This is a genomic window from Acinetobacter sp. B51(2017) (assembly GCF_003711395.1).
Taxonomy (GTDB): Bacteria; Pseudomonadota; Gammaproteobacteria; order Pseudomonadales; family Moraxellaceae; genus Acinetobacter.
Map to the genome: position 1 here is coordinate 21,883 of NZ_PJRJ01000023.1, position 20,733 is coordinate 42,615.

Genomic DNA, 20,733 nt, shown 5'->3' on the forward strand with positions numbered 1-20,733 from the left:
TGATTTTGCTTTTTAGGTATCTACCCATGTCTGTTGAAATGAAGGTGATGATTTCTGCTGAAGAAATTCAAGCGAAAGTTCAAGAACTTGGCGCCAAAATTAATGCACATTATGCAAATAGCGACAAAGAACTAGTGCTGATTGGCTTACTTCGCGGTTCAGTAATCTTTATGGCTGATCTTTGTCGTACTATTACTAAACCTCATGAACTGGATTTTATGACTGTATCAAGTTATGGTGGTGGTACAGTTTCAACACGCGATGTCAAAATCTTAAAAGATTTAGATGGCGAAATCCGCGGTAAAGACGTACTTGTGGTTGAAGATATTATCGATTCAGGCAATACCTTAAGTAAAGTATTAGAGATTTTAAAAACGCGTGAACCAAACTCAATTGAGTTGTGTACTTTGGTGAGTAAACCTTCACGCCGTGAAATCGAACTTGAAGTGAAGTTTTTAGGTTTTGAAGTGGAAGATAAGTTTATTGTCGGTTATGGCTTAGATTACGATCAAAAATATCGTCATATTCCATTTATTGGTGAAATTGGTCTTTAAGACTCATGCATTAGAAAGTGGCCGAAGGCCACTTTTTTATTTTTTAAATGAGATTTTTGCACAAAAAATCAACATTTTTTAGCGTAATTTGGCTTTAGTGATGAGCACTAATGTTGAATCATAGAATAGATCGATAAAATTGAAACAACAATCATCAATTCTAGAGGAGACAACTTATGTGGTCACTCATCGTTGCAATTGTCGTGGGTTTTGTTGCAGGTTTAATTGCCAGAGCGCTACATCCAGGTGACGATAAAGCCGGTTTCTTAATGACAACCGTACTTGGGATTGCAGGTTCCTTGCTTGCGACCTATGCTGGGCGCTTACTTGGTCTATATGGTGAAAACTCAGCCGCAGGTTTTATTGCTTCCATTATCGGTGCAATTATCATTTTATTTATTTACAACATGTTAAGTAAAAAATCTTAAAAATATCTATAAAAAAGCCCTAAAATTTAGGGCTTTTTTAGCATTTTACTGAATCAACTATAAACCTAATTCACGCCACATTGCTTCAATTTCACTGGCAGGATGGGCACCTAAAACACGGTAACCATTAGAAAAAATAATTGCAGGTGTACCTGAAACACCTAATTTTTTAGCTAATTCCAAATTGGCATTAATTGGATTACTACAGCTTTTATTGGATTTTGGTGCAATACCTTTGCCAATCAATTGCTGCCATGCAAAATCAGGATTCGCTTCACAATAGACTTGTTTTGATGGCGCAACCGACTGTGGTTTTAACGGCAAAACAAAAGTATATAGAGTCACATCATTGAGTTTTTTCAGCTCTACTTCAAGCTGTTGACAATATGGGCAATTTGGGTCAGAAAAGATCGCAAGCTGACGTTTGCCATTCCCCCGTACCGATTTAATTGCATTTTTGAGTGGTAAGCTGTTCCAATTAATCGTGTTATTTTTAACAATCAGTTCTTGAGTCAGACTTTTTTGATCTTTTAGACGCAGCATATTGCCTGCAATTAAATGCTCTGCATCTTCATTTAAATACACCACTTGTCCATCAATTTCAGCACTATAAATACCGCGCATCTCTGTGTTTGCGATGTTGCTTACAGCTAGATTTGGATAGTTTTTGGCTAAATTCTGTTGAGCAGTATTTACATTAGCAAAAGCAAAGCTAGATAAGCTGAGCAATAACATGCTCAATATAGTTTTTTTCATATCTAAGATACTCAAGTGTTAGATTTATATACTGCTCGATTCTACGCTTTTCTATTAAAAATTTAGCGATTTTATGTGCCTAACTTACTTAAACACAACAGCAATTAGGTTTCACGTGGAACGATGAGATCAGCAATTTTTTTCAATATGATGAGGTATAATTTTTTAAGATTTTTCTCTTAACCTTACTCAAGAGTAAAGACTAAAACACCAATCTAATTATTATTTTAAATATTTGATTTTAATAATATTTTTAAAAATAAACACCCACCTGTGGATAAAGTTTGACTTATCAACATCGTGTATGCGAGTTGTCCACAAGATCTGCTAAATGTACTGATTTAGCTTGTGATTTTAAGCAATGGATAAACCTTGAGTTATCCACAGTTTGAGCAAAAAAACCCAAGATATCTACAGGCTTAAACTGAGAAATTTAAGCATTACCCAATAAAAAGCCCTCAAATGAGGGCTTTTAGATTATTTACCAATACAGAACGAGCCAAAGATTTTGCCAAGTAAATCATCTGCGCTAAAGTCACCGGTAATTTCGCCTAACGCATTTTGCGCTAAACGTAATGACTCAGCCACTAACTCACCTGCGTTATACACCACAAGTTGCTCACGCGCTTCAGCAAGATAGTATTGTGTGCGCTTCATGGCGTCTAAATGACGGGTACGCGCAATAAAGGTATCTTCCTCAGGTTGGAAGCCTGCATGTGCTGTAATCGCATCGATGAGCGACTGTACGCCTGTTTCTTGCTTGGCAGAAACCGTGATGTGGCGGAAACCATTTAAATCGCCAATCACTGCATCCGTATTGATTAAGTCGCATTTATTACCAATCAACATCAGACGTTTAGGCTCAATGTAATCAGCAAAGTATTCTTGCGCTAATAGGAGTGGATCTTCGCCTTGGCTTAAGTCATAGACCAGCAATAGTAAATCGGCTTGCTCAATTTCTTTAATGGCACGGCGAATGCCTTCTTTTTCCACAATATCGCCAGTTTCACGTAAACCTGCGGTATCGGTTAAAGTAATTGGTAAACCGTTTAAAGTAATTTTTTCGTGTAAGACATCACGCGTTGTTCCGGCAATGTCGGTCACAATCGCGCGCTCAATACCTGCTAGGGTATTTAACAGCGATGATTTACCCGCATTTGGTTTACCAGCAATTACCACTTGCAAACCTTCACGTAACAGCTGACCTTGACGTGCCGATTGCTGTACTTGAGTGACAGCACCTGCAACACCATCAAGCAAACTTAGAATTTTACCGTCCGCCAAAAAGTCAATTTCTTCTTCAGGGAAGTCAATCGCCGCTTCAACATGCAAACGTAAATGAATCAGTTGCTCTAAAACGCGATTTACTTTGCTTGAGAAAGCTCCTTGTAGGGAACGCACTGCAGAACGCGCTGCTGCTTGTGAAGTCGCATCAATTAGATCGGCAATTGCTTCTGCTTGCACCAAATCTAGCTTACCATTTTCAAAGGCACGCATAGAGAACTCACCCGCTTTGGCAGCAATAGCACCCAATTCAAATAAACGCGCAAGTAGGGCATTTTGAATGACTGGCCCACCATGACCTTGTAGCTCAACTACATCTTCACCAGTAAAAGAATGCGGATTTGGAAAGGCAATCGCTAGGCCTTCATCCATAATCTCACCCGCTGCATCGTAAAATTTACGAAAAGCGGCATAGCGTGCGGCTGCGAGCGGCTGCTGCGTCAGTGCTTCCGCAATCGCATAAGATTTTGGCCCAGATAGGCGAATTACCCCAACGCCACCACGCCCCGGTGGTGTGGCAATCGCAGCAATAGTGGTTTGAGTTTGCATAAAATTCACCTAAAAATCTTTGTTAACAACACAAATAAAAATCCGCCTAAGATTACCATCTTAAGCGGATTAATTCAGCTAGTCAGTAATGTTGTATTACTGGCTTGAGCCTTCACGTTGTTCACGTTCTTTAGCAACAGATTTGTTAATTAAACTTTGTTGCAAAATCGTGATCAAGTTATTGACGATCCAGTAAAGTACTAAACCTGCAGGGAAGAACAGTAAGAACACTGTGAAGATCACCGGCATAATTTTAAATACTTTAGCTTGCATTGGATCAGTCGGTTGTGGATTTAACGACTGTTGGATATACATGGTTAAGCCCATTAACAGCGGCAAGATAAACCATGGATCCATAGCAGATAAATCTTGAATCCAAAGTAACCACGGCGCATGACGTAGCTCTACAGATTCCATCAACACCCAATACAACGCAAGGAAAATTGGCATTTGTAACAATAGCGGTAAGCAACCTGCAAGTGGATTCACTTGTTCGCGCTTATACAGTGCCATCATTTCTTGTGAGAAGCGCATACGGTCTTCACCAAACTCTTCTTTCATGCGTTGCATTTCAGGTGCAATCACACGCATTTTCGCCATTGAGCGGTAGCTCTTAGACGATAATGGCCACAAGATCAGCTTCACAAGGACGGTAAGCAAGATAATTGCCCAGCCCCAGTTACCGACTAAGCCATGGAAGAACTCAAGACCTACAAATAACAACTTCGCAATTGGCCATAACCAACCGTAATCTACAGTTTGGTTTAAACCAACAGCTAAATCTTTAAGCTCAGATTGAATTTTTGGACCTGAATAGAACGTCGCATCCACTTCTGCCACAGTACCTGCTGGTACATTAATCGCTGGCGAAGTAAAACCAATGATATTCATATCATCTGTTGATTTACGCGATTCAAGTTTTGCTGCATAAGCCTGACCACCATTTTGGGTCAACTTAATTTCACCTGGCACCCAAGCGCTTACAAAGTAATGCTGAACCATGGCAACCCAACCGCCTGTTGCGTCAACACTTACTTTTTCTTCATTGAAGTTATCAAACTTCAACTTGTTGTAATGCTCGTCTGGTGTACCCCATGCACCACCAAGGAAAGTACCAAGGGTAAAGATCCCTTGATCTGATTTACCTGGATCGTCAGAGTTATCACGTTTGATTTGACCAAACATTTGACCCTGCCAAGGTTGGCTACTGCGGTTAACCACTTTATGATTCACCACAATTGGGTATTCGCCTTCAGTGAAGCTAAAGGTTTTAATGATCTCTACACCATCAGCAGTTTTGTAGACCATTGGTACAGTCAACGTTTTTACTGCTTGACCATCTTTATCTTTGCCAACTTTAGCATCGGCTAAACTATATGAAGTTTTCTCAACTTCATAATTAGGACGACCATTGCGGCTTGAGTCTGGGCCATTAAGACCAATCAAACCAGACTGTGCGACATACGTACGTTTGTCATCACTTTCAAGCATAACGAATGGTTCATCGCTATCTTTATTTTTGTCATGATTGAGTAATTCAACACGAACAATATCACCACCTTTAGGACTAATCCAAAGATGATAAAGGTCAGTTTGTACTGAAATAAGCTGTTGACTTACAGGTGCTGTAGTGTCCGTTGCCTGTTGTGCTGTAACATTTGCTTGTGGCAAATCAGAAGCGGCAACTGCCGTCTGACCGTTTGGCAAATCTGCAGATACATCATGCGATACCACGGCAGCTTGTTGCTGCGGCTGACTATCTGCATTACCGTAATCTTTTTGCCAAGCCAAAATGAGCAAATATGCGACAACAAACATGGCACCGAGAATTGCAATCCTGGCCCATTGTTGCATATCTATTACCCCAAGTGGTTAGAGTGTTTTTGGTTCAATAAACGATCACGAAAGGGTACAGCAACAAGACGCTTTTGAGAATCAGAATCTATTTGCTGAAAGGAAATAAAACGAATTGCTTTTGCTGGAACAGGATCATAACCCGATCCGCCCCAAGGATGGCACCGGCAAATACGTTTCGTAGATAACCACACACCACAGACAGCACCATGCGTATGGACTGCTTCCAAAGCATATTGAGAACAAGTTGGAATATAACGACAACGCGGTCCAAGTAATGGACTAATCGCAATCTGATAGAAACGAATGAACCAATGCAGTAGACGTACCATTGGCCATCCCTACTTTTCTGGGGAGGGAGCTATTTTTGAATGCTTTTTGGCAAGGCGTTGTAACTTCTGCCAAGCAAATTGTAGTTGCTGATACAACTCGGCATTAGGTACTGCTTCAATTCCCATTTTGGGCATGACGACAATATCTAACAAACCTAATTGATGTTGGTGCAAGCGAAAACTTTCGCGAGCAAGTCGTTTTACTCTATTTCTTTCGTGTGCGCGGCGCACTTTCTTCTTAGCAACAACTAAACCCAAACGGCTATTTGGCAGTTCGGAATGTTTTGCTAGAAATAAGAAATGGGGTTGATGCACTTTAAAAAGCGCACCATCAAACACACCTTTGTAATCGGCAGCACAGCGTAAACGAACCTCTGTGCTATAGCCGCAAAGTGTTGTCATCACACCCAAAACCGTCAAGTCTTAACTATTGATTAAACAGTTAAGCTATGACGACCTTTTGCACGACGGCGAGCTAATACTTGACGACCAGCTTTAGTAGCCATACGAGCACGGAAACCATGAACGCGCTTACGCTTTAATTCAGATGGTTGGAATGTACGTTTCATATTGAAACTCCAAAAATGATCTTTCTATAAAGGTCCGCGATTTTAGTGCTCATTGCTTGAGCTGTCAATGCAAAATGGCAAATGTAACGTAATTAGATTGTAATTTTTTCCACTTTGTTTTGAATACTTAAAAAAACCAAGTGAGCAATTATCTAAGCTTATTTGATTTCAAACATTTGTTTTTAATTAAAAAAATAAATATCAACAACGATATTAACAGACTTATCCACAAGCTTATTCATAGTGTGTGTATAACCTGTATTCTGTATTGCAAATTCATTTGATTTTCTGACTTATCCACAAAAAACTTGGTGCTTATAATAAATTTAAATTTATAAATTTAATATTATTATTATTAGGGACGCTTTTTTCTATGGATAACCAACTTTTTATTTTTTAAAACATGTATTTATACTGTGGATAAATATGTTTTTAATTTTTGGATAATTTGTGGATAACTTTATGATATATTTTATCCACAACTTATGGATAAACTTATCCACACTGTGATTTAAATTTAAATTTGCGCTTTTTTTACTAAATTGCCTCAATTGCTCATGACAGATGTGGATAACTTGGTTAGAATGGCGACCCGCTTTGGCTTGGCGCGGTAATTTTCAATCTGTTAACGGATATATAGGGGTTTCACATGCTTTGGACAGACTGCTTAGATCGCTTGCGACAAGAGCTATCTGGAAATGTGTTCACAATGTGGATTCGACCGTTAGTTGCAGAGGAAACCCAAGACAGTTTGCGCCTATATGCGCCAAATCCGTATTGGACGCGTTATATCCAAGAGCACCATCTAGAATTAATCTCGATTTTGGCTGAGCAATTATCTGAAGGCCGTATTCAGAAAGTTGAAATTTTGGTGGATTCACGCCCTGGCGCAATTTTATCGCCAAGTGAACAACCAGCAACTAGCACAGCCGCCTTAAACAGCCCTACCCCGCAGGTGAATAGTCCAAAACCTAAAAAAGACAAGGATGAAGCGGCTAAAGCCAATCGTAAGCGCTTACTCAATCCCTTATTTACTTTCTCACTTTTTGTTGAAGGCCGTTCTAACCAAATGGCAGCAGAAACCTGTCGTAAGGTGCTTACTCAGTTAGGTGAGCCGCAGCATAATCCATTATTTTTATATGGCCCGACTGGTTTAGGTAAAACCCATTTAATGCAAGCGGTGGGCAACGCTTTGTTGCAAGCAAAGCCCAATGCGCGTGTCATGTACATGACTGCAGAAAGCTTTGTACAAGATTTTGTGACATCGCTACAGCAGGGTAAAGTTGAAGAGTTTAAAAAGAATTGTCGTTCTTTAGATCTATTACTGGTAGATGATATTCACTTACTTGCAGGCAAAGAAGCGAGTTTGGTGGAGTTTTTCTATACCTTTAACGCCTTGTTAGATGAGTCAAAACAGATTATTTTAACTTCTGACCGTTATCCAAAAGAGCTCACTGAACTTGATCCACGTTTGGTTTCACGGTTCTCTTGGGGATTGTCGGTTGGGGTTGAACCACCAGATATTGAAACCCGTATCGAAATTTTACTAAAAAAAGCTGAAAGCACTGGCGTTGATTTACCGCGTAATTGTGCTTTATTTATTGCGCAGCAAGTGGTCGCCAACGTGCGCGAATTAGAAGGCGCACTCAATAAAGTTGTTGCGATTTCACGCTTTAAAGGCACTTCAATTGATTTGGATGTGGTACGTGAGTCCTTAAAAGATGTGCTGGCTATTCGGGCGCGCACCATTAGTACCGAAAACATTCAGCGTGTCGTGAGTGAATATTTCCGTATTCCACTAAAAGAATTAGTGGGTCCAAAACGTACCCGTATTTATGCACGTCCACGTCAGTTAGCCATGGGTTTAGCGCGTGAACTGACTGGGGATAGTTTCCCTGAAATTGGTATGGCGTTTGGTGGCCGTGATCATAGTACGGTGATGCATGCTTGTGAAAAAGTACAAAGCTTACGTGAACAAGATCCAATCTTTAACGAAGACTATAAAAACTTACAGCGTTTATTACAAAGCTGATTAAGTTTTATTCAATTGCTAGACCTTGCAATGCGGCATTATCTGCCGCATATTACTCATCGAAAAATTTCATCTTCAGTTGTTAGAGGAATGTATTGTGCGTTTAAAAATCGCGAAAGAAAGCCTACTTAATGTTCTCTCTCACGTCGTGGGCGCGGTAGAACGTCGTCATACTCTTAATATCTTATCTAACGTTAAAGTTCAGGTGACCAATACGGCTTTAACCGTAACAGGCTCTGACCTAGAAGTAGAGCTGGTGGCAAGTACCGCGCTTGCTGAAGGTGCTTGTTTAAAAGCAGGTGAAACTACCGTTCCTGCACGTAAGCTCGTCGATATCTGTAAATCATTACCGAACGGTGCAGTCGTTGATTTACAGGTGTCTGAAGATCAACGCTGTGTACTGACTTCAGGTCGTAGCCGTTTTGTTTTAGGGACATTGCCTGCTGAAGATTATCCGCTGTTAACTACAGAAAGCACGCAGGGCACACAAGTCACTGTAACGCAGCGTGAGTTAAAACGCCTCTTTGAAAAAACTGCTTTTGCCATGGCAGTACAAGATGTACGTTTTTACTTAACCGGTACTTTACTTGAAGTTGAAGAGAATCAACTGCGTGCAGTAACCACCGATGGTCATCGTTTGGCACTGTGTGAAACCTTAGCTTCATCGAATGCCACACAAGCCATTCAAGCGATTGTACCGCGTAAAGCAGTGGCAGAATTGCAGCGTTTACTCAGTATTGAAGATGAGCAATTATCACTGTTGATTGGTCGTGAATTACTTAATATCACGATTAATACCCCAAATCGTGACAAAGAACAGCCAGATATTACTGTACGTTTCACGACTAAACTGATCGATGGTAAATTCCCTGATTATCGTCGTGTGATTCCGCGTGGTGGTAATAAAACTGTGGTGATTGGTCACGACGTATTTAAGCAATCTTTACAACGTGTATCGATCTTAAGTAATGAAAAATTACGTGGTGTGTTTTTAATCTTTAAACAAGATGCATTGCAATTACGTGCCAATAACCCAGAGCAAGATGAAGCAACTGAAGAGCTGGCGATTCAGTACAATAGCGATGAACTCGAGATGTCATTCAACTCGCAATATTTACTTGAAGTACTGAATGTACTCGATGGCGAAGACGTTTCGATGACCATGACCGAAGCCAATCATTCGGTATTAGTACAAGATACAGCACATCCTGATCAGACTTATGTGGTCATGCCGATGCGTGTCTAAGCGTTTAGCATTATGCATATTACGCGTTTAAATATTCAACGTGTTCGAAATCTAGAAGCGGTTGCACTCCAAGAGTTGCAGCCGTTTAACGTCTTTTATGGGGCAAATGGCTCAGGTAAGACCTCGGTATTAGAAGCCATTCATTTGCTTGCTACAGGGCGCTCTTTTCGAACCCATATGCCTAAACACTATATTCAGCAAAGCAAACCTGATGCCATTGTTTTTGCCCAATCGCCAAGCGATAAAATTGGTATGCAAAAGCTGATTTCGGGTGAACAAACCATTAAGCTCAATGGTGATAACATCGCGACACAAGGGCAGTTAGCGCGTTTATTACCGCTGCAACTGATTGACCCCTTAAGTACCGATATTATCGATCATGGCGCCAAGCCACGTCGACAATTACTCGATTGGCTCATGTTTCACGTGGAACCTGATTTTTACCATACTTGGCAGTATTATTCGCGTGCTTTAAAACAGCGCAACAGCTTACTAAAAAGCCAGCGCAATTTAAGTTTGCAAGATTTAGAACCTTGGAATCAGATGCTCAGTCAGTATGGCGAAATATTGCATCAGCAGCGCTTGATGATTGTGGAGCAATGGCAGCAGTATTTAGCTGAAGATTTACAACACTTATTACCTGATTTAGAGATTAAACTCGATTATCAAGCTGGCTTTCATAGTGAACAAGGTTTGTTAAATGATCTCATCAGTCACCATCAAAAAGACTTTGATCGACGCTATACCGAATATGGGCCGCATCGTGCTGATTTACGTTTAAAAACCCCGATGGGTGATGCCGATGTCGTGCTATCACGCGGGCAAAAAAAGCTGTTAATCATTGCTTTAAAACTGTCACAGATTGCAATGCTTCATGCTTGTGATAAGGAAACTGTGGTATTATTAGATGATCTGACGGCAGAATTAGATTTAACCGCACAACAACGTTTAATTGGGCGCTTGAGCCAACTGGGTAGCCAAGTTTTTATTACCACTTTAGACCATGAGGCAGTGCAAACGCACTTACATGATTTGTCTATTTCTTATCAATTATTCAAAGTTGAAAACGGTGAGGTTCGCCTTGTCACACAATGATTTAACCATCTTTGGATAGACCTATTTTTTCACTAGGGAGAAACCATGAGTTCAGAAGATCAATCTGTCTCTACTACAGAACAAACCATTGAAAAGGCTTATGATTCCTCTAGTATCAAGGTATTACGTGGCCTCGACGCGGTTCGTAAACGTCCTGGCATGTATATTGGTGATACAGACGATGGTACAGGCTTACACCATATGGTGTTTGAGGTCGTTGATAACTCAATTGACGAAGCCTTGGCAGGTCACTGTGACGAAATTTTAGTGACTATTCACGAAGATGAATCGGTATCTGTTGCCGACAACGGTCGTGGTATTCCAACCGATATTCACCCTGAAGAAGGTGTGTCTGCTGCAGAAGTGATCTTAACGATTCTGCATGCTGGCGGTAAGTTTGACGATAACAGCTATAAAGTATCTGGTGGTCTACACGGTGTAGGTGTTTCTGTTGTAAACGCATTATCAGAAAAACTTGAACTCACTATTCATCGTGCTGGTAAAATTCACCAGCAAGAATACCGTCATGGTGATTCACAATTTCCATTAACTGTGATTGGCGAAACCGAAAAAACGGGTACTCGTGTACGTTTTTGGCCAAGTGCTGAAACCTTTAGCCAAACCATTTTTAGTGTAGACATTTTAGCGCGTCGTTTACGTGAACTTTCATTCTTAAATGCGGGTGTCCGTATCGTTTTACGCGATGAGCGTATTAATGTAGAACACGTATTTGACTTTGCGGGTGGTTTATCTGAGTTTGTTAAATACATTAACCAAGGCAAAACTCATCTGAACGAAATCTTCCACTTCACCACCCAAGCTGAAAACGGCATTGGTGTTGAAGTTGCTTTGCAATGGAATGATTCATATCAAGAAAATGTACGCTGCTTTACTAATAATATTCCGCAAAAAGATGGCGGCACGCATTTAGCTGGTTTCCGTGCGGCATTAACCCGTGGCTTAAACAGCTATATGGAAAACGAAAACTTACTCAAAAAAGAGAAAGTTGCCGTTTCTGGTGATGATGCGCGTGAAGGTTTAACTGCAATTGTATCAGTGAAAGTACCTGATCCAAAATTCTCTTCACAAACCAAAGAAAAATTGGTTTCAAGTGAAGTGAAAACAGCGGTTGAACAGGCGATGAATAAGTCATTCTCTGAATACTTATTAGAAAATCCGCAAGCAGCTAAATCAATTGCTGGCAAAATTATTGATGCAGCGCGTGCCCGTGATGCAGCACGTAAAGCGCGTGAAATGACACGTCGTAAGAGTGCGCTTGATATTGCCGGCTTACCAGGTAAATTAGCCGATTGCCAAGAAAAAGATCCAGCTTTATCAGAGCTTTACTTGGTCGAAGGTGATTCTGCGGGTGGTTCAGCTAAACAAGGTCGTAACCGTAAAATGCAAGCCATTCTGCCACTTAAGGGTAAAATCTTAAACGTAGAACGTGCGCGTTTTGACCGTATGATTTCCTCAGCTGAAGTGGGTACTTTAATTACCGCACTGGGCTGTGGTATTGGTCGTGAAGAATACAATCCGGATAAATTGCGCTACCACAAAATCATCATCATGACCGATGCTGACGTAGATGGTTCACATATTCGTACTTTGTTATTAACTTTCTTCTTCCGTCAAATGCCTGAGTTGGTAGAACGTGGTCATATCTATATTGCTCAGCCACCTTTATACAAACTGAAAAAAGGTAAGCAAGAGCAATATATTAAAGATAACGATGCGCTTGAAACATATTTAATTTCAAACGCAATTGATGATCTTGAATTGCATATTAGTGCTGAAGCACCAGCAATTCGTGGTGAAGCTTTAGCCGCTGTGATCACAGATTACCAAACTTCGCAAAAGAGTATTCAGCGTTTAACGCAGCGTTATCCTGCAACATTACTCGATGGTTTGTTGGGTCTAGAAGCATTTAAGCTTGATCAGGTCACAGATCGTGATTACGTAGAAAATTGGGGTGAGCAATTACGTTTAGCCATTGCGAAACAACAAGAAAATTTACGTCCCGAATTGTCTTTAGAGAGCTTTGAAAAGCAAGATGCTGAGGGTCAGGCTGTCATTGCATACTACCCACGTATCACGGTGTATGTGCATAACTTACCGCATGCGTATTTGCTTGATCATACGTTATTGGCTTCAGCTGAATATGCACGTTTATTAAAGAACTCCAAGAGCTGGTTTACTTTGCTTGAAGATGGTGCTTACTTACAAAAAGGCGAGCGTAAAATTCAAGTATCTACTTTCCGTCAAGTTTGGCAGCAGATTTTACAAGACTCACGTCGTGGCATGATGATCCAACGCTATAAAGGTTTGGGTGAGATGAACGCGGAACAACTTTGGGAAACCACCATGGATCCTGAAAACCGTAACATGCTGCAAGTGACCATTGATGATGCGATTGAAGCAGATCGTATGTTCTCTTGCTTAATGGGTGATGATGTAGAACCGCGTCGTGCCTTTATTGAAGAAAATGCGTTAAATGCCGATATTGATGCTTAATTAAGCCATCGTGTTAAATTGTAAAAGCGCCTTTTGGGGCGCTTTTTTTATGCTATGTTGAAGAAAAAGTCGTCAATAATCGTGACTCAAATTGAGGTGAAGAAGATGGATACGACGCAATTAGAAAGCATTCGCGATATTTGGATGGATGCATTTTTTACTGGTAATTACGATGTATTGGCCCAATATGAAGATCAAAAATTTAAAGTCGTTTATGAACAAGACGGTCGAGTTGAGAGTAATTACACCCGTTATGATTTAATTGCACACGCGGTGCAAAATGGGGTATGGAAACCACAAAAATTAGATGTAGAAGCAGAAGATTTTGACTTTGATGTAGATAATCAACATTGCAAAGTACTGATTAGTTTAGAGGATAGACGTAAGATTCAAGAAACTTGGGTATATAACAATGAATGGAAAATTACCGAATTACGTTTTTTAAAATAAGGTTAGATATAGCAGCTGCGGATAAACCAGCTGATTTAAGCATATGCTGTGGATAACTTTTGAGTTATCCTCTTTTGCTTTAATGATATATAAAGATAAGAAAGCACCCCGAGAGGTGCTCTTTTATTGCGGATAACTAGGATTATTTGGCGCTAAACTGTGGATAACTTTTAGGCAGCTGTGTATATCTTCATCTATTCTTCAAATGAAGCCTCAAGCTCCTCAAGTTCCATCATCAGTTCTAGCATTTGTTCTTCGGCTTGCTCAACTTTAGCTTTAAGCTCAGTTTGCTCATTCATTAATTTCAGCAACTCATCTTTGCGACTGGCTTCGTATAGTGCGGTATCACCAAGCAAGGTTTCGATTTGGGCTAAACGTGGCTGTAATTTAGCAATTTGTGCTTCATTTTTCTCGATATTTTTACGAATTGGACGCGTTTGCTCACGACGCTGTGCAGCCAATTTACGCTGTGCTTCTTTATCAAGTTTAGAGATGGTAGGTTTATCAGCGACTTGTGAAGTGACAGGTGCAGTAGGAATATTTGCATTTTTCATCATCTCAAGACGTGCTTGACGTAACCATTCGGCATAGGCAACTAAGTCACCATCAAACTCACGGCAACGACCATTATTGACTAAGATCAATTCGTCACATACGCTGGCAATCAGTTGACGTTCATGCGATACCAACACCACTGCACCTTCAAAATCTTGTAGTGCCATGGTTAAGGCATGACGCATATCTAAGTCTAAATGGTTAGTTGGTTCGTCGAGTACCAATACGTTTGGACGTTGCCATACAATTAAAGCCAGTGCTAAACGTGCGCGTTCACCGCCTGAGAAGCTCTCACTTGGCGTATCCATACGTTCGCCACTAAAACCAAAACTCCCTAAAAATGAACGTAAGCTGGCTTCAGAAATTTTCGGATCGGCAATACGTGCTAATTGCAACATTGGGCTGGCATTACCATCTAAAGCATCCATTTGATGCTGCGCAAAATAACCAATATTGAGTAATTCAGAAGCTTTACGTTCGCCACGTAATAAGGGTAAATCACCTACTAATGATTTAATTAAGGTAGATTTACCTGCACCATTCATACCCAATAAACCAATACGGCTATTTGGGGTAATTTGTAGATTGATATTGGTGGCAATGAGTTTGTCGCCATAACCAATGTCGGCACTTTCCATCTGTAAAAGTGGTGAACTCATTTTGGTCGGTTCACGGAAACTAAAGGTAAAGGGTGTATCGACGTGGGCAGCTGAAAGCTCCTGCATACGTTCAAGCTGTTTAATACGGCTTTGCGCTTGTTTAGCTTTTGTCGCTTTGGCTTTAAAACGATCAATGAACTTCTGTAAATGAGCACGCGTTTCTTGTTGCTTTTCAAAGGCTTGTTGTTGCTGTGCTAAACGTTCACTACGAGTACGTTCAAAAGTTGAATAGTTACCGGTATATAGTACTAACTCTTGATTTTCGATATGTAAAATATGATCAGTGATGGCATCTAAGAAATCACGGTCATGTGAAATAAGAATTAAAGTGCCTTCATAAGCTTTGAGCCAATCTTCAAGCCATAAAATTGCATCTAAATCTAAATGGTTAGTCGGCTCATCAAGTAAGAGTAAATCTGAACGGCTCATTAAGGTACGCGCCAAATTCAAACGCATACGCCAACCGCCTGAAAAACTTGACACATCAAGATTAGACTGATGTTCAAAGAAACCCAAACCTGCCATGAGTTGTGATGCTTTAGACGGTGCTGAATAACCATTAATTTCATCAAAACGGCCATACAGATGCGCCATTTCATCATTATTTAACTGTTCAGGATGAGCCAATTTATGTTGAATATCCCAATATTCCTCATCCCCTGACAATACAAAATCAATGGCTTTCATATCGAGCGCCTTGATTTCCTGCGCCATATGCGCAACTGTCCATACCGATGGACGAGTTAAACTACCGCTATCGGATTCCATACCACCGAGTAGGGCAGAGAATAAAGTCGATTTACCAGCGCCATTGACCCCTGTTAAACCAATTTTCCAACCGGGATGCAATTGCATAGACGCTTTTTGAAAAAGAACACGTCCACCGCGACGTAAAGAAAGTTGCTCTAACTGAATCATGAAATTATCGAACAGAGAAAAAATATGCCTCATTCTAATGGAAATTAGAAAAAAGCCAAAACCTAAGCAATTTTGATATTGTTCGAAAAATAAACTTGATAAAATAGCTCAACTTTAAGCACTTTAAAGCTTCAAAAGTGCCCCATATATTGATTATGCTATACTGCATAATTGTCTTAGCCGCATAAGACCACCAGATTAACTAGAGGAATCTCCCCATGACTGATCAAGCGCTTGAGCTGACGGATAGTGCTGCGAACAAAGTTCGCCAATTGCGTGAGAGCGAAGGCAACCAAGATTTAATGTTACGTGTCTATGTAACAGGTGGTGGTTGTTCAGGTTTCTCTTATGGCTTTAACTTTGCTGAAAGCCAAAATGAAGATGATGCAGAGTTTGTAAATGGCGATGTCAAAATGTTGGTTGACTCTTTAAGTTACCAATATTTAGTTGGATCTGTTGTTGATTATATTGAAGGTTTAGAAGGTTCGCGCTTTGTGGTGCAAAACCCAAATGCGACAACAACCTGTGGTTGTGGTTCTTCTTTCTCAATCTAAAGATTGCGATCAAAAAAAGCCCCGAATCTGGGGCTTTTTTTATGCTTTAAAAATCACACGTAGGTCATAGTGCCTAAAACACGGTAGCCATGAGCACCGGTTACAGCAGGTAAATTACCACTTAATTGGTTAACAAAACGCATCGCGAGCCAAGCAAAAGCAGTCGCTTCGACCCAAGTTGGGCTTAAACCTAAGTCTGCTGTGGTTTGCACTGTCCATTGATGTTTACGTAAACGCCAACGCAATTGTTCCAGTAAATGTGAGTTATAGGCGCCACCCCCACAGACATATACTTCACCAGTTGGCATGTCAGAACGATAAATGGCTTTTTTAATGGCGCGTGTGGTGAGTTTCATTAAGGTTGCTTGTATGTTTTCAGGCGTATCTTCAAGCTCGTCATATTCTAAACTGCTGCGCCAATCTAAAATTTGCTCATCTAACCACTCTAAATTAAAGTCTTCACGACCGGTGCTTTTGGGTGGTTCTTTTGAGAAAAATTCATGTTCTTGTAAACGGTCTAGCAAGCTACGAATAGGCGTGCCATAGGCTGCCCAATTGCCATTTTCATCATAGGGTTGACCGGTATAACGATGACACCATGCGTCCATGAGAATATTGGCAGGGCCTGTATCAAAACCAAATACTTGGTCTGGTTGACCGGCAGGTAACATACTCACATTAGCAATGCCGCCCAAGTTTAAAATCACGCGATGAATCGATTCATGTTGGAAAATATCTTGATGGAAAGCCGGAACTAAAGGTGCACCTTGACCGCCTGCGGCCATATCACGACGGCGGAAATCAGAAATCACCGGAATTTGCGTGATTTCGGTAATGATATTCGGGTCGCCAATTTGTAAGGTAAAGCCGTGTTCAGGACGATGACGAATAGTTTGTCCGTGTGAGCCGATGGCTTTAATTTGGGTTTTATCTAAATTATTGTCTTGAATCAGTTGATTAATGCCATGACCAATCATTTGTGCGAGCGCGACATCGGCTTTCCCCATACGATCAATTTCGTTGTCGTCAGGTAAAGTGAGTGCCATAAGTTCATCACGTAGATCTGGATCAAAAGGCAAAGTTAAGGTGGCATGAAGTTGCAGAGGATCAAAAGAAGCAGCAACAATGTCGACACCATCCATACTTGTGCCGGTCATTACCCCAATATAGATCGCTGTCATGATTATTCTAAAGCCTGCAAGATGCTGAAAAAGTGTTAGTATATCGCACAAATTGTATAACTGATCTATTTGGATTTTGTGATGTCAAATTTCCTGCCGGCTGAAGAACAACTTGCCCTCATCCAACGAGGCACCCACGAAATTATTTCTGAAGAAGATCTTCTAAAGAAATTAAAACAGAACCGTCCATTAAAAATTAAAGCGGGTTTTGACCCGACAGCACCTGACTTACACTTAGGTCACACGGTTTTAATTAATAAATTAAAAGTATTCCAAGATCTTGGTCATGAAGTGTATTTCTTGATCGGTGACTATACTGCCATGATTGGTGACCCAACTGGTAAAAGCGCAACACGTCCGCCATTGTCGCGTGAAAAAGTGTTAGAAAATGCGAAAACCTATCAAGAACAAGTGTTTAAAATTCTTGATCCTGCTAAAACCAAAGTGGTATTTAACTCTGAATGGTTTGGTCAAAAATCTGCGGCTGATTTAATTCAATTGGCTTCACAGCAAACTGTGGCGCGTATGTTAGAACGTGATGACTTTACTAAGCGTTATAACAACCATCAGCCAATCGCTATTCACGAATTCTTGTATCCATTGGTACAAGGCTATGACTCTGTGGCTTTAGAAGCAGATGTTGAGCTTGGTGGTACAGACCAAACCTTTAACCTATTGATGGGTCGTACCTTACAAGGTCGTTATGACCAAGAAGCACAAGTGTGTATTACTGTGCCAATTCTTGAAGGTTTAGATGGCGTGAATAAGATGTCTAAATCTTTAGGTAACTATATTGCAGTGTTTGATGCACCAGGCGCGATGTACCAAAAAGTACTTTCAATGCCAGATGCCTTAATTGAACGTTACTTTGATCTATTAAGCTTTAAATCAATTGAAGAAATTCAACAGCTATTAAAAGAAGTGGCTGAAGGTCGTAACCCACAAGAAGTGAAAAAGATTCTTGCCCTTGAATTGGTTGAACGATTCCACGGTGCGGAAGCTGCTGCCAATGCACATAAAGGTGCGGGTAATATTATTACTGAAGGTGAATTGCCTGAAGGTACGCCAGAAATCACGATTTCATTGTCTGAATTTGGTGGTGAATTATTCATTACTTCAATTTTACGTGAAGCAGGTTTGGTGAAAAACTCAGCACAAGCCAAAGATGCTTTAGGTCGCGGTGCGGTGAAAGTAGACTGGCAGCCAGTCGATACCAGTTATTCGGTGAAAGAAAAAGCAACTTTAATTGTGCAAGCCAGTAAAAAAGCCATTGCTAAAGTCACTTTTGTTGACTAAGACTTAACGCTTAAGTTGTTTTAAGTTATTGAAAAAAAGCAGACTTTGGTCTGCTTTTTTTATAACTAAAGTTTTATATTTATATTACAAATAAGCAAATTCAAAAAAAACCTTATAAAAACAAGGTTTAAATTTTTCCAAAGTCTTGCGTTTGAATAAAAATCTCGTTAGGATGGATTTCATCTTATGACTGTGTAGCACAGTCCAGAGGGTGTAAATTAGGAATATCGTTCAAGGAAGATATCTTAATTTTGAGCAAAGAATTTAACGAAAATAATTATAATAAGACACACTGGATCGCATTTGATGATCTAACTCCGAGAGAGAGATTTTGGGAGAGATCTCTTTCTTTTTTTATGTCTAAAAAAAGGCCCTGCTCGGGTACATTATGCCGCTTTAAAATCAATGCTTATTTAAACTCAATAAATGCCAAACGCGGTAACATCATCTTGACCAATATTCCAACCAAAACTGCCGCGATAATAGTACCTTCACGCACCCCTAAAATTTGATGAAATACAAATAAAGAACTGAGTACTGCAATACTAATTAAAGCAATATCACCATAAAGTTTGCAGGAACCAAAGTTCCAATTAAAGCGTAAAGAAAAAGCTTGATATAAACCTTCACCCGCTAAAAAGATTAGATTGGCTTTAATAATCATACAGACAGCAATCGCTGTAATGGCACAGCTACTTAAACAATATAAAATTTGCTGTAGATAAGTTATAGGTGACCAACTTTGGGTGAGCCATAACATGAGATCAATACCTAAACCAAAAATTAAACCTACAGGCAGTTGTAGCCAGCGTGTCCAACGAAAATTATCTTTTAATAATAATTTTTGCAGCGCAATCATAAGCACATGCATCAAAATAGTGAGTGTGCCAACAGAAAGTGGCAAGATAAAACTATATACATAAGGTAAAGATGAAATTGGCGATGTACCTAGATTAGAACGAATCGATATGGCAACCGCGAAGGCAAGCAGGATTAAACCACAGAGCAATATACTTAAACGCAGTAAAAGTTGAGTTGGCATGAGGTAAGCACAATTAAAATAAGATTGAGTCTAATCAAAGATGAAAAAATGTACTATGCAGCGAAAGGTGAAGAAAAGCGCTATTTTTATTGCATGATCATTTATAGCTATACATCAATTTGCAATATAATGAATATTAAAAAATGACCATTTTGCATAAGCAGTAAATATGAATAATAAAGTCATTATTATAATCAAGATCACGACATGTATTACCAAACACAACATTACTACGATCAACATATAGATGGCGTATTCAAATTTCTATTTGAACACCAACCCAAGAAGATCAAGCAACAACAATATCAGCAAGTCTTAGCCTATTTTAAGCAATTAGATATCGCCGCTTTGTATTTATTATTTGCATTAGTTCAAGAGTATTTGCCTAAACGTGCCAAAATACTTTGTATGGCGGAAGATTATCAAGGTAAGCAAGAGATGCTATTAGAAGTCATGGCACATTTAGTTAAAAACTAAATAAATAGGATTAAAAGATACTATTTTTCAGTTTTTTAAAGCTAAATGACTTATAAAATTGCCTAAAAACAGTATTTTTAATCGTTTTAGATTAAAAAATAAACATTCATAATATTATTTTATAAATAGCGCTTGCTAAGCAAAAAAAACACCCTATAATGGCCTGCATACCGACGCAGTAAAGCGAAATAGATTTAGCATCAAGTGTTAAATTATTGAGTTTTAATGTGTTTTAACTTTTTAGCGACGAGCTATAAAGTTAATCATTAAGAGATTATGAAGAACAACTTGTGTGGATTTTTACTGGTTGATCAATCGAATATATTTTCATTGATAATTGGTAAGAATTTCTCGAAGTTTATTTGAGCAAATTTTTTGTCAGTAATTG

19 protein-coding genes are annotated in these 20,733 nt (G+C 39.8%); 10 read left to right on the forward strand and 9 right to left on the reverse strand.

Annotated elements, in window-relative coordinates; all coding sequences use genetic code 11:
• Window positions 1-26 precede the first annotated feature (26 nt).
• Together hpt and CYK47_RS11210 are read left to right on the forward strand one after the other, a co-directional pair.
• On the forward strand, window positions 27-554 hold the full coding sequence (gene hpt / locus CYK47_RS11205; RefSeq protein ID WP_122901788.1) for a hypoxanthine phosphoribosyltransferase: 528 nt from the start codon (window positions 27-29) through the stop codon (window positions 552-554).
• Between the two features lie 176 nt (window positions 555-730).
• The gene (locus tag CYK47_RS11210) at window positions 731-982 is read left to right on the forward strand and encodes a GlsB/YeaQ/YmgE family stress response membrane protein (RefSeq protein ID WP_122901790.1); all 252 of its coding nucleotides are present in this window, start codon (window positions 731-733) and stop codon (window positions 980-982) included.
• A 57-nt stretch (window positions 983-1,039) separates the two neighbouring features.
• Here the strand turns inward: CYK47_RS11210 and CYK47_RS11215 are convergent, their stop codons facing one another.
• The 6 genes from CYK47_RS11215 to rpmH form a co-directional block, all read right to left on the reverse strand.
• Window positions 1,040-1,738, reverse strand: coding sequence for a DsbC family protein (locus tag CYK47_RS11215; RefSeq protein WP_122901793.1), 699 nt, complete (start codon window positions 1,736-1,738; stop codon window positions 1,040-1,042).
• Window positions 1,739-2,215: 477 nt separating this feature from the next.
• Window positions 2,216-3,571 carry a tRNA uridine-5-carboxymethylaminomethyl(34) synthesis GTPase MnmE gene (gene mnmE, locus CYK47_RS11220; RefSeq protein ID WP_122901795.1) on the reverse strand — a complete coding sequence of 452 codons (1,356 nt, stop codon included), beginning with the start codon at window positions 3,569-3,571 and terminating at the stop codon, window positions 2,216-2,218.
• A gap of 96 nt (window positions 3,572-3,667) precedes the next feature.
• A complete protein-coding gene (gene yidC / locus CYK47_RS11225) occupies window positions 3,668-5,425 on the reverse strand; it encodes a membrane protein insertase YidC (RefSeq protein WP_122901797.1) in 1,758 nt (585 codons plus the stop codon).
• Between the two features lie 5 nt (window positions 5,426-5,430).
• On the reverse strand, window positions 5,431-5,757 hold the full coding sequence (gene yidD / locus CYK47_RS11230; protein WP_122901799.1) for a membrane protein insertion efficiency factor YidD: 327 nt from the start codon (window positions 5,755-5,757) through the stop codon (window positions 5,431-5,433).
• Between the two features lie 9 nt (window positions 5,758-5,766).
• Window positions 5,767-6,159, reverse strand: coding sequence for a ribonuclease P protein component (gene rnpA / locus CYK47_RS11235; RefSeq protein ID WP_122901801.1), 393 nt, complete (start codon window positions 6,157-6,159; stop codon window positions 5,767-5,769).
• A 32-nt stretch (window positions 6,160-6,191) separates the two neighbouring features.
• Window positions 6,192-6,326, reverse strand: a complete 135-nt coding sequence (gene rpmH, locus CYK47_RS11240) for a 50S ribosomal protein L34 (protein WP_000831329.1) — start codon at window positions 6,324-6,326, stop codon at window positions 6,192-6,194.
• A gap of 649 nt (window positions 6,327-6,975) precedes the next feature.
• On the opposite strand from rpmH, the gene dnaA reads away from it, so the two are divergent.
• From dnaA to CYK47_RS11265, 5 genes are all read left to right on the forward strand, one after another.
• Window positions 6,976-8,358, forward strand: coding sequence for a chromosomal replication initiator protein DnaA (gene dnaA / locus CYK47_RS11245; protein WP_122901809.1), 1,383 nt, complete (start codon window positions 6,976-6,978; stop codon window positions 8,356-8,358).
• Window positions 8,359-8,455: 97 nt separating this feature from the next.
• The gene (dnaN, locus tag CYK47_RS11250; protein ID WP_122901811.1) at window positions 8,456-9,604 is read left to right on the forward strand and encodes a DNA polymerase III subunit beta; all 1,149 of its coding nucleotides are present in this window, start codon (window positions 8,456-8,458) and stop codon (window positions 9,602-9,604) included.
• Between the two features lie 12 nt (window positions 9,605-9,616).
• Window positions 9,617-10,699 carry a DNA replication/repair protein RecF gene (gene recF / locus CYK47_RS11255; RefSeq protein WP_122901813.1) on the forward strand — a complete coding sequence of 361 codons (1,083 nt, stop codon included), beginning with the start codon at window positions 9,617-9,619 and terminating at the stop codon, window positions 10,697-10,699.
• A 45-nt stretch (window positions 10,700-10,744) separates the two neighbouring features.
• Window positions 10,745-13,213: a DNA topoisomerase (ATP-hydrolyzing) subunit B gene (gene gyrB / locus CYK47_RS11260; RefSeq protein ID WP_122901815.1), complete on the forward strand. Its 2,469-nt coding sequence runs from the start codon at window positions 10,745-10,747 to the stop codon at window positions 13,211-13,213.
• A gap of 105 nt (window positions 13,214-13,318) precedes the next feature.
• Window positions 13,319-13,663, forward strand: a complete 345-nt coding sequence (locus CYK47_RS11265) for a hypothetical protein (RefSeq protein WP_122901817.1) — start codon at window positions 13,319-13,321, stop codon at window positions 13,661-13,663.
• Window positions 13,664-13,857: 194 nt separating this feature from the next.
• Here CYK47_RS11265 and abc-f read toward each other — a convergent pair whose 3' ends face one another.
• The gene (gene abc-f, locus CYK47_RS11270; protein WP_122901819.1) at window positions 13,858-15,795 is read right to left on the reverse strand and encodes a ribosomal protection-like ABC-F family protein; all 1,938 of its coding nucleotides are present in this window, start codon (window positions 15,793-15,795) and stop codon (window positions 13,858-13,860) included.
• Window positions 15,796-16,013: 218 nt separating this feature from the next.
• Between abc-f and erpA the strand changes: the two genes are divergently transcribed.
• Window positions 16,014-16,349 carry an iron-sulfur cluster insertion protein ErpA gene (gene erpA / locus CYK47_RS11275; protein WP_122901821.1) on the forward strand — a complete coding sequence of 112 codons (336 nt, stop codon included), beginning with the start codon at window positions 16,014-16,016 and terminating at the stop codon, window positions 16,347-16,349.
• 53 nt (window positions 16,350-16,402) lie between these two features.
• Here erpA and CYK47_RS11280 read toward each other — a convergent pair whose 3' ends face one another.
• Window positions 16,403-17,530: an anhydro-N-acetylmuramic acid kinase gene (locus CYK47_RS11280; protein WP_122901823.1), complete on the reverse strand. Its 1,128-nt coding sequence runs from the start codon at window positions 17,528-17,530 to the stop codon at window positions 16,403-16,405.
• Between the two features lie 63 nt (window positions 17,531-17,593).
• Between CYK47_RS11280 and tyrS the strand changes: the two genes are divergently transcribed.
• Entirely contained in the window at window positions 17,594-18,826 is a 1,233-nt protein-coding gene (gene tyrS / locus CYK47_RS11285) for a tyrosine--tRNA ligase (protein WP_171407320.1), read from the forward strand.
• A gap of 409 nt (window positions 18,827-19,235) precedes the next feature.
• Here the strand turns inward: tyrS and CYK47_RS11290 are convergent, their stop codons facing one another.
• Window positions 19,236-19,868, reverse strand: a complete 633-nt coding sequence (locus tag CYK47_RS11290) for a YczE/YyaS/YitT family protein (protein ID WP_122901827.1) — start codon at window positions 19,866-19,868, stop codon at window positions 19,236-19,238.
• Between the two features lie 207 nt (window positions 19,869-20,075).
• Here CYK47_RS11290 and CYK47_RS11295 point away from each other — a divergent pair, with 207 nt between their 5' ends.
• Window positions 20,076-20,345: a hypothetical protein gene (locus CYK47_RS11295; RefSeq protein WP_122901829.1), complete on the forward strand. Its 270-nt coding sequence runs from the start codon at window positions 20,076-20,078 to the stop codon at window positions 20,343-20,345.
• Window positions 20,346-20,733 lie beyond the last annotated feature (388 nt).

Excerpts from the sequence above, each read along its gene's own strand:
- hpt (WP_122901788.1), top strand. The coding sequence starts at position 27 with ATGTCTGTTGAAATGAAGGTGATGATTTCTGCTGAAGAAATTCAAGCG.
- CYK47_RS11210 (WP_122901790.1), top strand. The coding sequence starts at position 731 with ATGTGGTCACTCATCGTTGCAATTGTCGTGGGTTTTGTTGCAGGTTTA.
- CYK47_RS11215 (WP_122901793.1), bottom strand. The coding sequence starts at position 1,738 with ATGAAAAAAACTATATTGAGCATGTTATTGCTCAGCTTATCTAGCTTT.
- mnmE (WP_122901795.1), bottom strand. The coding sequence starts at position 3,571 with ATGCAAACTCAAACCACTATTGCTGCGATTGCCACACCACCGGGGCGT.
- yidC (WP_122901797.1), bottom strand. The coding sequence starts at position 5,425 with ATGCAACAATGGGCCAGGATTGCAATTCTCGGTGCCATGTTTGTTGTC.
- yidD (WP_122901799.1), bottom strand. The coding sequence starts at position 5,757 with ATGGTACGTCTACTGCATTGGTTCATTCGTTTCTATCAGATTGCGATT.
- rnpA (WP_122901801.1), bottom strand. The coding sequence starts at position 6,159 with ATGACAACACTTTGCGGCTATAGCACAGAGGTTCGTTTACGCTGTGCT.
- rpmH (WP_000831329.1), bottom strand. The coding sequence starts at position 6,326 with ATGAAACGTACATTCCAACCATCTGAATTAAAGCGTAAGCGCGTTCAT.
- dnaA (WP_122901809.1), top strand. The coding sequence starts at position 6,976 with ATGCTTTGGACAGACTGCTTAGATCGCTTGCGACAAGAGCTATCTGGA.
- recF (WP_122901813.1), top strand. The coding sequence starts at position 9,617 with ATGCATATTACGCGTTTAAATATTCAACGTGTTCGAAATCTAGAAGCG.
- gyrB (WP_122901815.1), top strand. The coding sequence starts at position 10,745 with ATGAGTTCAGAAGATCAATCTGTCTCTACTACAGAACAAACCATTGAA.
- CYK47_RS11265 (WP_122901817.1), top strand. The coding sequence starts at position 13,319 with ATGGATACGACGCAATTAGAAAGCATTCGCGATATTTGGATGGATGCA.
- abc-f (WP_122901819.1), bottom strand. The coding sequence starts at position 15,795 with ATGATTCAGTTAGAGCAACTTTCTTTACGTCGCGGTGGACGTGTTCTT.
- erpA (WP_122901821.1), top strand. The coding sequence starts at position 16,014 with ATGACTGATCAAGCGCTTGAGCTGACGGATAGTGCTGCGAACAAAGTT.
- CYK47_RS11280 (WP_122901823.1), bottom strand. The coding sequence starts at position 17,530 with ATGACAGCGATCTATATTGGGGTAATGACCGGCACAAGTATGGATGGT.
- CYK47_RS11290 (WP_122901827.1), bottom strand. The coding sequence starts at position 19,868 with ATGCCAACTCAACTTTTACTGCGTTTAAGTATATTGCTCTGTGGTTTA.
- CYK47_RS11295 (WP_122901829.1), top strand. The coding sequence starts at position 20,076 with ATGTATTACCAAACACAACATTACTACGATCAACATATAGATGGCGTA.